Genomic DNA, 12640 nt, shown 5'->3' with positions numbered 1-12640 from the left:
TATCCTTAAGGTATTAATTCATTGATAAGTAAATCATAAGCCTTGGTTTGGCTACGTTCTAACACATCTGAACGCCCTTCCAACTCACCCGTTGAAGGCATTACTGATGCATCCTTTGAAATGCGTGCAGTTAAAATAATTTTATCAACGCTCGAAAGCGTTAAACCTGCAACCATAGCATTACTATCACTTAACTGTACTTCAATTGGAAAACTATAATCTGTTAATTTTACCACTGCGAGTGGCATTGGTGGACCATTGGCGGCTTTTGCAAAGACGAATAAGGTTCCTTGCGTTGGAAGCTTGTCAGTAAACTGTGGAGCAAGATTAACAGTGATTTTAATAGCGCTAGTTTGGACTGCGTTATTATCTTCGTCACTGCTCTGTTGAACTTGTTGTTGTGTATTTTCAGCAGAAATATTTTGTTCAATTTCAGTAATCCTCTGAGCAATCATGCCATAACGAGAGTCTTGTTCGTCCATACTATTTAAAAGTACTTCGAATGCTGATTTTGCTTGTAACCAATCGTGACGCTCGTAAGCAATTAATGCTAACAATGAAATAGCATCAAGGTTAGTTGGATCGTCTTTAAGTACTTTAGAGAGCATACCCGCAGCGCGCGTCATATTTACCTCACTGCCTTCCAGTAATAGCACTTGGCTGTAACTGATAAGCACAGGCATATTGTCAGGATCCAGACGCAACACTTTATCAAATGACTGTTGTGCCATATCGTATTCATTCAATGACATAGCAACACGTCCTAGCAGCATCCAGGCCACTTGATCATCACCACTTTGATCTAGTTTAGTGCGTAGCCCTAACGCAAACGCTTGTAATTCATTTTGGGTTAAAGGCTCGCCTTTTTGCATCACTGCACGTTCACCGTAGGCAGGTAAATTATCCATAGCGCTGTGCCAGTTCTGTAATTGCTGTTGTGAGCCAGTAGCAGTATAAAATATAGCCGTAAAAGCAATTAAAAATGCACTACCGGTTAACGCAAAGATACGGTTATTACCCTTACTCATCAGTGATTTTTCAGGTGATAACTCATTTAGTAAACGACGTTTGAGCTCAATCACAGACTCATCATGATTAGCTTGATCAATACGTTGATTTGCTAAATCATTCGCCAGCTCACCAAGGCGCTGATGGTAAATGGCAATAAGCTCTGAATTAGCATTGTAAGTGAGACTTTGTATGCGCTCTTTACTCAAAAAAGGCAATGCCACAAACGCCACAGCTAATAAGGTTAATAATGCAAAAGAAACCCACATTAGTATCATTTAAATCTGCTCCTGACGTTCATTTTTCGCAATGAGCTTGGCTAATAACGCCTCATCTTGCTCACTCCATGTTTGCTTAACCGCAGCCTTACGTTGTCGAAAAATAATAAAACCAAAGCCAAATACCACAATCAAAATAGGTAATACCCATAACACTAATGTTGCTGGCGTAACCGGCGGATCGTAGTGAACAAAATAGCCATAGCGGTCAATCATATATTCAATCACATCGTCTTTCGATTTGCCTTCTTTGACTAACGCCAATACTTTTTCGCGTAAATCTTTTGCAACCACAGCATCTGAATCTGCGATATTTTGATTTTGGCATTTAGGACAACGTAATTCTTTAGTTAACTCAGTAAATCGTTGCGCTTGTTCGTTGTTATCAAATTGGTACCGATCTTGCTCTGCCATAGCTATGCCACTAGCTAATATCATTAAAGCAATTATAAAATATTTCATGGCTGTAATTCCTGCATCAAGGGAGCAAATTTAGCACGCCAAACTCGTGGGTTTATATCGCCAGTATGGTGCAATAAAATGGTGCCTTTGCTATCCACTAAAAATGTTTCAGGTGCACCTGATACACCTAAATCAAGCGAAAGTGTACGATGTAAGTCAAGAATATTAAACTGATACGGATCACCTGCACGACTTAACATTGACGCCACTTCTTCACGAAGCGCTGACATATCAAATTCACCATCAAAGTCAGCATCGTAACTTTGCACATAGTAAAGCCCGATAATTTTAACGCCTTGCTCTCGCAATTGGGTTAAATAATCTAATTCAGCCAAACAGGTAGGACACCAAGTGCCCCACACATTGAGTAAATATACATCGCCTTTTAATTGGCTATCTTGCCAACGCTTTGAATCCTGCATTAAATCTGGTAAATCAAAAGCTGGCATCGGTTGACCTAACCGACCAGTTTGAATTTCTCTTGGGTTTGAAAACAAACCTTGAAATAAAAACACGCACACTAAAACAAACGCCAACAGAGGTATTAGCGCTAACAACTTGCGGTTCATACCAGCTTCTCCTGTGACTTATCAATGCTTTTCTTACTAGTGCGGTAACGTTTATCACCTAAAATCATAAAACCGGCAAGTGATATCAACACGCCACCAATCCACATCCAACGCACAAATGGCTTATGGTAGATACGCAGTGACCAACCACCGTTATTTAATTGCTCACCAAGGGCAAGGTATAAATCGCGGGTAAAGCCAGCATCAATTGCAGCCTCAGTCATAAATTGCATACCAATATCGTAACGGCGTTTTTCTGCATGCAGTATAGTAACTAGTTTATCATTTTTCAGGACACTCACTTCTCCAGCATGACCACTGTAGTTTGGTCCACGAATAGTGTTAACCCCTTCAAAGCGATACTGATATTGGTTTAACTGCACAATTTCGCCCGGCTTCATCGAAACATCACGTTCAACAGAGTACGCAGAAGTTAAAGTGACTCCTGCGATGACAAAGGCAATACCTACATGCCCTAGTACCATAGCCCAATAACTAAGTCCTAACCTTTTAAGGCCTTGGCTAAAGTTAGTTTGCACAGTAGCTTTAACATATAAATCAACACCGGTGGTGATCACAATCCATATCGCAAGCGTGGTCGCCAATAAAGTTAAAGGCGCTACGATGGCATAACTTGAATATAACCAAGTAGCACCGATTACTATGCTCATTAACGCTGAGACAAGGAGTTTATTTTGTAAAAAAGACAACTTGTTTTGCTTCCAACGTAACAGAGGGCCAATACCCATTAAGATGGCAAACGGCACCAAAATAATGGCAAACATTTTATTAAAGAATGGTTCGCCAATTGAAATACTGCCTAAGCCCATTTCTTTATGAACCATAGGTAATAAAGTACCTAGTAACACAATAAAAGTAGCAACCACTAAAAATATATTATTGAGCCATAATGCCACTTCACGTGATACCAGTTTATAGCGACCTTCGCTGCGTACTTGCGATACCCTAAATGCATATAACGTTAACGCACCGCCGACTACTATCGCTAAAAACGCTAAGATAAATAAACCACGATCGGGGTCGGTAGCAAATGCATGCACGGAGACAATAATGCCAGAGCGAACAATAAAGGTGCCCAGTAAACTTAATGAAAATGCAGCAATCGCAAGTAATACGGTCCATGATTTAAATACACCGCGTTTTTCAGTTACCGTCAATGAATGCAATAGCGCCGTAGCTACTAACCAAGGCATGAGCGATGCGTTTTCAACGGGATCCCAAAACCACCAGCCACCCCAGCCAAGCTCGGAATATGCCCACCAGCTTCCGATAGTGATACCTAATGTTAAAAATCCCCACGCAGTCATTGTCCACGGACGTGACCACTTAGCCCAAGTATTATCAAGTTTACCTGTTAATAATGCAGCAATTGCAAATGAAAAAGAGACCGATAGCCCAACATAACCCATATACAGTAAAGGAGGATGGATGATCATTCCGGGGTCTTGTAATAACGGATTAAGGTCGCGCCCTTCGACAGGAAAATACGGCAGTAATAATTCAAATGGGTTCGACATCCACAGAGTATAAAGCATAAAGCCAACCCCTAAAAAGCCTAACACACCTAATACACGTGCTCTTAATATCCAAGGTAATGAATTAGAGCGCAGTGCAACAACTGCAGTCCAACCAGCTTGCATAACTAACCATAATAAAATAGCGCCTTCATGGCCGCCCCAAGTTGAGGTGATTTTATAATACCAAGGCAAAGTACTACTTGAATGATACGCCACATACGCGACGGTAAAATCATCAGTTAAACTTGCATAAATAAGGGCTGCGAATGACAACAGTACGAATACAAATTGGCCGATAGCTAATGAAGGAGCAGCACGCATTAACCGTAAATTACCAGTATGTGCGCCCCACAAAGGAAAAATACACAATAAAACACTTAGCACCATAGCCAGTGTTAGAGAAAAATAACCGATTTCTGGGATCATCTTAATTGCCACTTTCTAAGTTATATTTTGGTTTTTCGTGTTTGATCCCCTTCACCGCTTCCGCAACTTCGGCAGGCATATACTCTTCGTCATGCTTAGCCAATACCTCGAACGCTTCTATTACATTAGGTTCAATCAACACACCTTGAGCAACAATCCCTTGCCCCTCACGAAATAAGTCAGGCAAAATACCTTGGTATTTAATCGTTACTAAGGGGCCTGTATCAATCAAGGTAAAGCTTACTTGTAGGCTGGTTTCATCCCGAATCACTGATCCTGGAACTACCATACCGCCAATACGCAACTTTTGACCAATATGCGGCTTTTCTTTATCTGGGCCTTTCCCCTCGATTAACTCACTTGGTGTATAAAATAGATTAATATTTTCTTGCAGAGCATAAAGTACTAAACCAATGGCGGCACCAATACCAAATACAATAGCGACGACGCCAAGCAAACGTTTCTTACGTCTTGGGTTCATGCATGATTCTCCTGCTTAGCGTGTTTAATGCGAGCTTCTCGTTCAGCTTGTTGCTGCACAGAAGCCATAATACGCTTTGTATCATTCAAAGAGCTTACTAAAATACCTAACAAAATCAGTGCACATGAACCAAAAGAAAGCCACACATAAAAGCCGTAGCCGCCCATGGCAATAAAATCAGAAAAAGAATCAAACTGCATAACTAACCCCTATTCAACAACTGGCGCACCCAAGGACGATGCTTTTCACGTTGTAAAATTTCATTTTTAAGACGCATCAAAGTCACCATACCGACAAAGCCGGCAAACGCGACTATATTTACCATTAATGGCCAAAACATACTTGGATCAATAGCTTTCGTATCAAACTTGGTAATACTGGCACCTTGATGCAAGGTGTTCCACCACTCAACAGAAAAATGGATGATTGGTAGGTTAATTACCCCCACAATAGCCAAAATAGATGCAGCTCGACCTGCTGCTTTTTTATCTTCAAAGGCATGATATAAAGACAATACCCCTAAGTATAAAAATAATAGAATGAGCTCAGACGTGAGTCGTGCATCCCATACCCACCAGGCCCCCCACATAGGTTTACCCCAAGCGGCGCCAGTAATAAGTGCAATTGCAGTTACACATGCACCAACAGGTGCAATAGCAATTACTGCTAACTCTGCATTACGAAGTTGCCATACCAAAGCGATCACTGCAGCTATGGCCATTGATGAATAAGCACCCATCGATAAAATAGCTGATGGTACATGAATAAAGATAATGCGATAACTGTCTTTTTGCTGATAGTCGGCAGGCGCATAGGCTAACCCCCAGACCCAACCAATAAGCATACAGACAACCGTTATCACGGTAAAATAGGGCAGTAACGTATTGCATAATTGATATGCACGCTCTGCTTTGGCGTAGGGATGTAACCACTTCCACATATTAACTTACACTCACTTTCAATGCTGACGATATGGCGATTGGTGCGCTGATAATTGCAATGACGAGCATCGCACCAAGGATGGCAAGCTGCCCACTATAATCCAGTGACATTGTACTGGTATCGATAGCAGACGTTGCAAAAATTAATACGGGGATATACAAAGGCAGGACCAATAAACTCATCAAAATACCGCCTTTTTGTAATCCCACAGTAAGCCCAGCGCCAATAGCGCCGATAAAACTAAGTAATGGCGTACCCAAGAGCAAGGTAAGCACCGTTGCAATCAATGCTTGATTGTCTAAATTTAATAACAAGGCGAACAGCGGCGTCATCAACACCAACGGCAAGCCAGTAATGATCCAATGGGCAACAACTTTACCGAGCACCGTTAACGGTAGCGGGTACGATGAAGCAATCAATTGCTCTAAACTACCATCATGATAGTCATCACGAAATAGTTTATCTAAGCCTAACATGGTTGAAAGTAAAGCGGCGACCCAGATAATACCAGGTGCCATACGGCTAAGTAGACCGGGCTCAGGACCAATTGCTAACGGAAATAATGTAATAACAATCAAGAAGAACAAAATGGGGTTTACGATTTCAGCACGCTGGCGAAATGCCAGCTGTAAATCTTTCTTACAAACGGCACTAAATAGCTGCCAATATGAATGCTGGCGTAACATCAGTGTCGGTACTCCAAAGTCACTGTTTGTAACTCATTAAAATGCGTAGTTAAATCTTGATGGGTAGTTAATAAAATCGCCCCACCTTGTTCTAGATGGGCTAAAAACCGTTGCTGTAAAAATGCAACCCCGGATTTGTCTAAGGCTGTAAATGGTTCATCCAGAACCCATAACTTCGCATCATTAAGCCAGAGCCTAATCAGCGCAACACGACGTTGCTGACCGGCTGATAGAGTACGCACAGGTACATCTTCAAGACCAACTAAGCCAATTTTAGCTAATAATGAGTAAAGATCTTGCTCAGTATTGTAACCTTGAATTTGCAACCAAAACCGTAGGTTTTCAATCGCACTAAGTTGACTATTCACCCCGGTTTTATGACCGATAAATAACAACTGTCGGGCAAATTCATCATAGTTTTTAGCAATTGATTCACCTTGCCACATAACTTGTCCTTCATCGGGCGCAGAAAAACCCGCAATTATACGCAACAGTGATGTTTTACCAGCCCCATTTGGGCCTGCTAATTGCATGATTTGACCTGATTTCAAGCTGAAATTAAGATCCGCAAACAAACAACGCTCTTGCTTGATGCAGGTGACGGACTTAATGTGTAACAAGATGATGATTCTCTATACCCAAAATTAGGCGTTAGTCTATCATAATGATAGGGTAATACGAATAATGCTTTGCACCTATTAACGAAAACTTGATTTAAATTAATGAACAAACCTACACAGATAACATTAGCGAATTCGCTTCCTATAAGTCATTCGTCACACAATGGCGTTGCACAGCAATTACCTGTTTTCAGCGAGCAAACACTCAGCGCTAAAAATATCGTATTCGCCAATGGCTCTGTGCAGATGGAAGTCTATATTGATAAGCATTGGCAAACATTGCGCTTAGCTACAACTGGCACTGAAACAAACACTCAAAAAATTGCCAGTGCCGATATTCAACTCAGTAATGATGGTAAACAACTCACTATTTTACCAAAACAAACTGAAATCAGCATACGCCAAACAAACCAGCTGCAAAGTGTTTTGAATTTTATTAATAGTGGTGATCAGGTCGATAATAAACCATTGTCGTTGCAAATTATTTTACAACCTGCTGCAAAATTACTGTTAAACCAATTACACGCCAGTATTCCTATCAATAAAGAAGTCGCCCAACTACTGCACAGTGAACAAGGCCTAAAAGCAATAATTACTCCGAACCGCAATAATTTTACCTTAAGTGTTATTAATCGCTTTGCTGATACACTTCACCAACAGCCAATCAGTCAAGCAAAACTTGCTCTTTGGCTAAGTAAACAAGTGCCTAATGGGCAGCTACAGCTAGATAAAAACGCCGTAATACTGAGTTTTAATAACTATAATGGCAGTATTAAATTAGTACCTCAGCAGCCGTTACAGAGCCACAGTACACACACAACTCAGCTTGGCGGAGTAATTCAAAAAGTACAATTAAATGCGCTTAATGAACAATTAATAATAAAAACGCAGCTACCAAAAATAGCCTTGCAGTTAAAAAATTCATTAGCCCATACTTTTAATTCACTGGTACAAAAAAGCCATGTACCAGGCCAGTTTAATACCCAAACAAGTGCAGCACCTAGTAGCCCCTCATTGGTCAGTAGCAGCCCAATAAGCTCGTGGTTACAAGACAGTTTTGCTGACTTAAAAACCCGAATAAGTGACGCAGTACGCTATTTTGAAAGCAAACCATTTAGTCAATTAGCAATGATCAGCAATAAATCAGCTGTAGCACAATCGCTAACACCAACACATCAAACTGCACAAACCTTATTACCCAAATCACTCCGGCAAATAAACCTTGTGGCAATGGCGACAAGCAACACCCAACCATTACTGGCAGATATCAGTCAAGGTACCGCGCTGCCAAAGCATTATCACCAGTCGCCTCCCCTGGTACAGTTATTTCAGCGATTAAAAGCCGGTTTAGCAAGTATTACAGAGCCTAATGTGGTTAAAAATAACAGTACTACTGCGGCGCCACTGAGCAACGATACAGATAGCCATCAGCAATTAAATAAACTAGCCGCCGCGATTCAATCCAGCAAGCAAACTGCAGTAGCGCAAAATAAAATACCGCAGGTTACTGCTAATCCAAAACAAACAGCCGCTGATATTCATGCTCAACCGACTCAACCGGCTCAGCTAAATAAAGAACCTATCACTAAAGCGCCGGCACGCAGTTCCGAACAAATTCTACCCAGCAAAATCAATAGTACAACTGTCAATGTCAGTGATAATAGCGCTGCAGCCAAAACAGTTATAGCCGATGCTCAGCAAAAATTAAAAACAACTCCACCGTTTGCTGCTGGGGTAGATACCAAAGTAGCATCTCTAACAGCACAGTTAAACAACGACAATCTAAAAGCAAGTACCCACTCACATATCGATGCACCATTAAAAGGGCCGATAACTAGCGCTTTGCCAGCCAGCCAGATTAGCTTGCCACTGGAAGCCAAATTATTGGCACCACTTTTAAAAACGCCTATCGAAAAGCCGCTGCCTAATTTTAAATCAGCAGCAAACTACGATAAACAGCATATCGCTTCACAAATTGATAAACTAGCAACGACCAAAGTGAGTGATAATGTCGATTTAAATCGGCTAGTCAATCAAGCTTTTAGCCGCATGATTGACAGCCAATCGTTGCAACCGTTAACCATTCAACGAGAAATACTCAGTGTTTTACGTCCAGAAAGCTTAACAAATAGTGCCCTGCAAAATAGTTTTAGCCAATCTGTTGAGCATTTGGCCGTGGCTATTTTAGCGGCTCCAAGCTTAGCAAATATCAGCGCATTGAATTTTAATAGTCAAAGCTCACTTGATGCTTTACTCCAAGTATTGGTGCCTAACTTTAAAGCAATTAACCCACAGAAACTGCAAGAACAATTACTACAGCCACAATCACAAGCATTAGCGGCTGAGCTGAGCCAAATAAAAACTGCAATTAGCCAAATTAACACGACCCCCATAAATCAGCAGCCTGATAATAATCCGTTAGTACAATTTTTACTGCCGATGCGACTGCCACCGGAAACCGCACAGACAGAAATTTCATTAGGGCAATATAAAAAACCAAGCCAAAATAAACTCGAAGATAAAAATGTTTGGTTTGTGCGACTTAATTTTGATTACGCAGAGCTAGGCCAATTACAGATCACCGCTGAATTAATGGATAAAGCACTAGATTGTCAATTACTTGCCTCAAGCCAAGATATCACCGCAATGGCTCATCCGCATCTTGAGAGTTTGCGCCATAAATTAACAGCTCATGGCTTACAAGTTGGTGAAATGAAGCTAAGCCAAGGTGCGCCGCAACACCAAGCTTTTTATCAGTCCCATGCCATTATTAATATTAAGGTTTAAACCATGAGTGAGATACCAAAACATAAGTCTGCAATTGGTTTAGTTTACGAAGCCGGTCGCACTCCTACAGTCAGTAGTAAAGGGTTTGGTGAGCTCGCAGAAGAGATCATTAAAGCCGCAGAAGAAAAAGGAATTTTGATCCACAAAGATGAAGCTTTGGCTAAAACGTTATCGCATTTAGAGCTTGGCGAAGAGATCCCAAGAGAACTGTATTATGTGATTGCCGAACTGATTGCTTTTTCATATGTACTGCGGGGTAAATTTCCACCTGGCTGGCAAGACTTTCAAGGCAAGTTAAATATTCAGGCGTAAAAAATAAAAGGCGCTAATTAGCGCCCTTTTGATGATGTAACGACATTAATAGTTCGGCTTCGGCACGCGGAAGTTCACATTCTCGTATGATCTCTTCAATATCGGCACCTAGTTCAACCATTTTCACTGCTCGAGAATAAATTTTCGCATCAGGATCGTCATATTTTTGCGCATCTTGTAACTGCGCTAACTCTTGATTTCGCTGCTCTACAGCAACTAAGCGCTTACCAATACTTAGCATACCGGTGCGCATTTCTGCGACTTCACTGCGTAAAATACTGAGCTGTTGTTGAGTTTCTTGCAGTTGCAGTATTTTGCTTTTTAATGCTGCAGCGTACTTATTATTATTAATAAAAATTAGTCCCAGGCATACTAACACCAGTACAATTGAGACTCCAAGCAACGAGTATAACAACATAGTTTTTCCGTAAGCGTTATAAATCGCTCAACTCATCCCACTCTTCGTCATTTAGTAATTTATTTAAATCAACTAAAATCAATAATTCACCATCACGATTACTAACACCTTGAATAAACTTGGCACTTTCTTCAGTACCAATGTTTGGTGCACTATCAATTTCTGAGCTACGCAAATAAACCACTTCTGCTACACTGTCGGCTAAGATACCAATAACTTGCTCTTCAGCTTCAATAATTAATACTCGTGAATTGTCTGTTGCTTCTGCAGACATCAAACCAAATCGTGCACGCGTATCGATTACTGTTACAACATTGCCACGTAAATTAATAATCCCTAAAACATAGCTTGGAGCACCTGGTACTGGAGCAATCTCTGTGTAACGCAAAATTTCTTGCACTTGCATCACATTCACACCATAGGTTTCTGATTCAAGCTTAAAAGTTACCCACTGCAATACTTCATCATTGCCATCGGTATTTTTACTGCTTGATAATAATCTTTGTTCACTCATGTTATTACTCCAAATATCGTTACTGGTCGCGGCTATCTAAACCTTGCTCTAATAATTGACCTAAGCTTTGCACATCAATTAAGGCACACATTTTTTCTTTAATTACACCTGCAAGCCAAGGCCGCTTGCCACTTTTAGCTCGCCATTTTACATCTTCACTACGTAGTGTAATATTATTAACTAGCTTTTCAGCCAACAATCCCCATTGGCTATTACCTAAAGTAATTAAGTATTGGTAGTTTAATTTGTCTTCTAACTCTTGGGTATACTTTTCTGGCATCACCCAGCGAGCAGTATCGACTACATTAAGATTCTCATCACGATTTAGCATCACTCCTTTAAACCACTTGGGTTTACCAAAAAGCTGATTAACTTCACCTAATTGATGAATACCACCTAATGCTTTTAATGGTACAGCGAGAGTCAGCCCTGCCACTTCAAAGAATAACGCCTGAAACTCGCCGTCAAAATAATCTTCTTGACGCTGTACAGGAGTCTTGTCTTTAGCAATATTTAACTGTTCGCTCACTTTAGCTATATCTTTGATATTAGCTTGGATCTGTGGTTTCTCAAGGAGCGGTGTAATTTGCGCTGGTATTTCTTTCTCAAGGCTCGTCTTTGGCTCATCAAGTGCGTTTGGCTGCACAATCGTTTGCTGCGATGCCTTTAGTGGCATTTTATTGCTACTTTCTGTGGATGGAACTTGTTCGAGTAATTTTGCAACCGGGTGTAAGTCTGTTGACTCATCGTCTTCGCACAGTAAAGCCCCCAAGTACTGGGTCATTACTTTTTCATTAGCAAATAATTGCTTACTCATTCATTAACCTTGTTCAATCAAATAATCGAGTAATGCGCGATAAGCATAAACACCTCTTGAGCGTGGACAATACTGAATCGGTACTTGTTGAGCTAAACTTGCATCACGGAACTTAGTGTCTACGGGTATTACCCCTGGCCATACTTTTTCTTGGTACGTTTGCTGTAATGTCTTATATGCTTCAAGGGATGCATTTGTGCGCTTATCATACATTGTAGGGATAATGGTATATTGATACTGCTTTGATTGCGAGCTTTGCATTAATTCCATGGTCCGCATCATTCGGTCAAGCCCTTTGAGAGCTAAAAACTCAGTTTGTACTGGCACTAAAATGCGCTCACTTGCAGCCAATGCGTTAACCATTAAGACACCTAACACTGGCGGGCAATCTAAAATAGCATAATCATAATGCTCACTAATTTTTGCTAAGGCTTTTTTTAAGATAAGCCCCATTCCGGTCTTATTACCCATACTACGATCGAGTGTCGCTATAGCCATAGTTGCAGGAAGAATATCTAAGTTGTCTATGTTCGATGGACACAAAGCTTGCAATATTTCTTCACTTGCCATGGTGTTACCACGGGCAAATATATCATACACACTAACTTCTAAATCTTCTGAATCAATGCCAAAGTAATACGTTAAAGATGCATGAGGATCGGTATCAATCAGTAATACCCGCTTTCCTTGCAGCGCTAATATACCAGCTAAACTCACAGCCGTGGTCGTTTTCCCTACTCCGCCTTTTTGATTTGCTACCGTCCAAATTTTCACATCACACC

Annotated in this window: 15 protein-coding genes; 2 read left to right on the top strand and 13 right to left on the bottom strand. The window is 40.9% G+C overall.

The window, feature by feature from the left end; all coding sequences use genetic code 11:
- Window positions 1-5: 5 nt before the first annotated feature.
- The 9 genes from ccmI to ccmA are packed head-to-tail and all read right to left on the bottom strand — an operon-like array spanning window position 6 to window position 7010.
- Window positions 6-1286 (bottom strand): c-type cytochrome biogenesis protein CcmI, encoded by a 1281-nt coding sequence (gene ccmI, locus H5203_RS05695; RefSeq protein WP_145239301.1) that lies wholly within the window; start codon window positions 1284-1286, stop codon window positions 6-8.
- Window positions 1287-1748, bottom strand: coding sequence for a cytochrome c-type biogenesis protein (locus H5203_RS05690; RefSeq protein WP_145239304.1), 462 nt, complete (start codon window positions 1746-1748; stop codon window positions 1287-1289).
- The gene (locus H5203_RS05685; protein WP_145239308.1) at window positions 1745-2317 is read right to left on the bottom strand and encodes a DsbE family thiol:disulfide interchange protein; all 573 of its coding nucleotides are present in this window, start codon (window positions 2315-2317) and stop codon (window positions 1745-1747) included. Before H5203_RS05685 ends, H5203_RS05690 begins: the two co-directional genes overlap by 4 nt.
- A complete protein-coding gene (locus H5203_RS05680; protein ID WP_145239311.1) occupies window positions 2314-4281 on the bottom strand; it encodes a heme lyase CcmF/NrfE family subunit in 1968 nt (655 codons plus the stop codon). Before H5203_RS05680 ends, H5203_RS05685 begins: the two co-directional genes overlap by 4 nt.
- A gap of 1 nt (window position 4282) precedes the next feature.
- Window positions 4283-4762: a cytochrome c maturation protein CcmE gene (ccmE, locus tag H5203_RS05675; RefSeq protein WP_145239314.1), complete on the bottom strand. Its 480-nt coding sequence runs from the start codon at window positions 4760-4762 to the stop codon at window positions 4283-4285.
- Complete coding sequence (gene ccmD, locus H5203_RS05670) at window positions 4759-4962, bottom strand: heme exporter protein CcmD (RefSeq protein WP_145239317.1); 204 nt, start codon at window positions 4960-4962, stop codon at window positions 4759-4761. Before ccmD ends, ccmE begins: the two co-directional genes overlap by 4 nt.
- A gap of 2 nt (window positions 4963-4964) precedes the next feature.
- Window positions 4965-5702: a heme ABC transporter permease gene (locus tag H5203_RS05665; RefSeq protein ID WP_145239320.1), complete on the bottom strand. Its 738-nt coding sequence runs from the start codon at window positions 5700-5702 to the stop codon at window positions 4965-4967.
- 1 nt (window position 5703) lies between these two features.
- Complete coding sequence (gene ccmB / locus H5203_RS05660; protein WP_145239323.1) at window positions 5704-6390, bottom strand: heme exporter protein CcmB; 687 nt, start codon at window positions 6388-6390, stop codon at window positions 5704-5706.
- Window positions 6390-7010, bottom strand: a complete 621-nt coding sequence (ccmA, locus tag H5203_RS05655) for a cytochrome c biogenesis heme-transporting ATPase CcmA (protein WP_145239326.1) — start codon at window positions 7008-7010, stop codon at window positions 6390-6392. Before ccmA ends, ccmB begins: the two co-directional genes overlap by 1 nt.
- Window positions 7011-7112: 102 nt before the next feature.
- Here ccmA and H5203_RS22810 point away from each other — a divergent pair, with 102 nt between their 5' ends.
- Window positions 7113-9797 carry a flagellar hook-length control protein FliK gene (locus tag H5203_RS22810; protein WP_259399567.1) on the top strand — a complete coding sequence of 895 codons (2685 nt, stop codon included), beginning with the start codon at window positions 7113-7115 and terminating at the stop codon, window positions 9795-9797.
- Between the two features lie 3 nt (window positions 9798-9800).
- Window positions 9801-10109: an EscU/YscU/HrcU family type III secretion system export apparatus switch protein gene (locus tag H5203_RS05645; protein WP_145239329.1), complete on the top strand. Its 309-nt coding sequence runs from the start codon at window positions 9801-9803 to the stop codon at window positions 10107-10109.
- A gap of 13 nt (window positions 10110-10122) precedes the next feature.
- On the opposite strand, the gene H5203_RS05640 is transcribed toward H5203_RS05645, so the two are convergent.
- Genes H5203_RS05640 through H5203_RS05625 form a run of 4 tightly spaced genes read right to left on the bottom strand, consistent with a single transcriptional unit; the run spans window position 10123 to window position 12632 of the window.
- Window positions 10123-10527 (bottom strand): DUF2802 domain-containing protein, encoded by a 405-nt coding sequence (locus tag H5203_RS05640; RefSeq protein WP_145239332.1) that lies wholly within the window; start codon window positions 10525-10527, stop codon window positions 10123-10125.
- A 16-nt stretch (window positions 10528-10543) separates the two neighbouring features.
- Entirely contained in the window at window positions 10544-11041 is a 498-nt protein-coding gene (locus H5203_RS05635) for a chemotaxis protein CheW (RefSeq protein WP_145239335.1), read from the bottom strand.
- Window positions 11042-11060: 19 nt separating this feature from the next.
- Window positions 11061-11858 carry a chemotaxis protein CheW gene (locus tag H5203_RS05630; protein ID WP_145239338.1) on the bottom strand — a complete coding sequence of 266 codons (798 nt, stop codon included), beginning with the start codon at window positions 11856-11858 and terminating at the stop codon, window positions 11061-11063.
- A 3-nt stretch (window positions 11859-11861) separates the two neighbouring features.
- Window positions 11862-12632, bottom strand: coding sequence for a ParA family protein (locus H5203_RS05625; protein ID WP_145239342.1), 771 nt, complete (start codon window positions 12630-12632; stop codon window positions 11862-11864).
- Between the last annotated feature and the right edge of the window lie 8 nt (window positions 12633-12640).

Source organism: Pseudoalteromonas sp. SG41-1 (genome assembly GCF_014164575.1).
Lineage (GTDB): Bacteria > Pseudomonadota > Gammaproteobacteria > Enterobacterales > Alteromonadaceae > Pseudoalteromonas > Pseudoalteromonas rhizosphaerae.
The sequence above is the reverse complement of the archived record's forward strand: the minus strand, read 5'-3'. Positions and strand labels throughout refer to the sequence as shown.

Coding starts and splice junctions, on each gene's coding strand:
- H5203_RS05685 (WP_145239308.1), bottom strand. CDS start 2,317: ATGAACCGCAAGTTGTTAGCGCTAATACCTCTGTTGGCGTTTGTTTTA.
- ccmB (WP_145239323.1), bottom strand. CDS start 6,390: ATGTTACGCCAGCATTCATATTGGCAGCTATTTAGTGCCGTTTGTAAG.
- ccmI (WP_145239301.1), bottom strand. CDS start 1,286: ATGATACTAATGTGGGTTTCTTTTGCATTATTAACCTTATTAGCTGTG.
- ccmE (WP_145239314.1), bottom strand. CDS start 4,762: ATGAACCCAAGACGTAAGAAACGTTTGCTTGGCGTCGTCGCTATTGTA.
- H5203_RS05630 (WP_145239338.1), bottom strand. CDS start 11,858: ATGAGTAAGCAATTATTTGCTAATGAAAAAGTAATGACCCAGTACTTG.
- H5203_RS22810 (WP_259399567.1), top strand. CDS start 7,113: ATGAACAAACCTACACAGATAACATTAGCGAATTCGCTTCCTATAAGT.
- H5203_RS05665 (WP_145239320.1), bottom strand. CDS start 5,702: ATGTGGAAGTGGTTACATCCCTACGCCAAAGCAGAGCGTGCATATCAA.
- H5203_RS05635 (WP_145239335.1), bottom strand. CDS start 11,041: ATGAGTGAACAAAGATTATTATCAAGCAGTAAAAATACCGATGGCAAT.
- H5203_RS05680 (WP_145239311.1), bottom strand. CDS start 4,281: ATGATCCCAGAAATCGGTTATTTTTCTCTAACACTGGCTATGGTGCTA.
- H5203_RS05690 (WP_145239304.1), bottom strand. CDS start 1,748: ATGAAATATTTTATAATTGCTTTAATGATATTAGCTAGTGGCATAGCT.
- H5203_RS05640 (WP_145239332.1), bottom strand. CDS start 10,527: ATGTTGTTATACTCGTTGCTTGGAGTCTCAATTGTACTGGTGTTAGTA.
- ccmD (WP_145239317.1), bottom strand. CDS start 4,962: ATGCAGTTTGATTCTTTTTCTGATTTTATTGCCATGGGCGGCTACGGC.
- H5203_RS05645 (WP_145239329.1), top strand. CDS start 9,801: ATGAGTGAGATACCAAAACATAAGTCTGCAATTGGTTTAGTTTACGAA.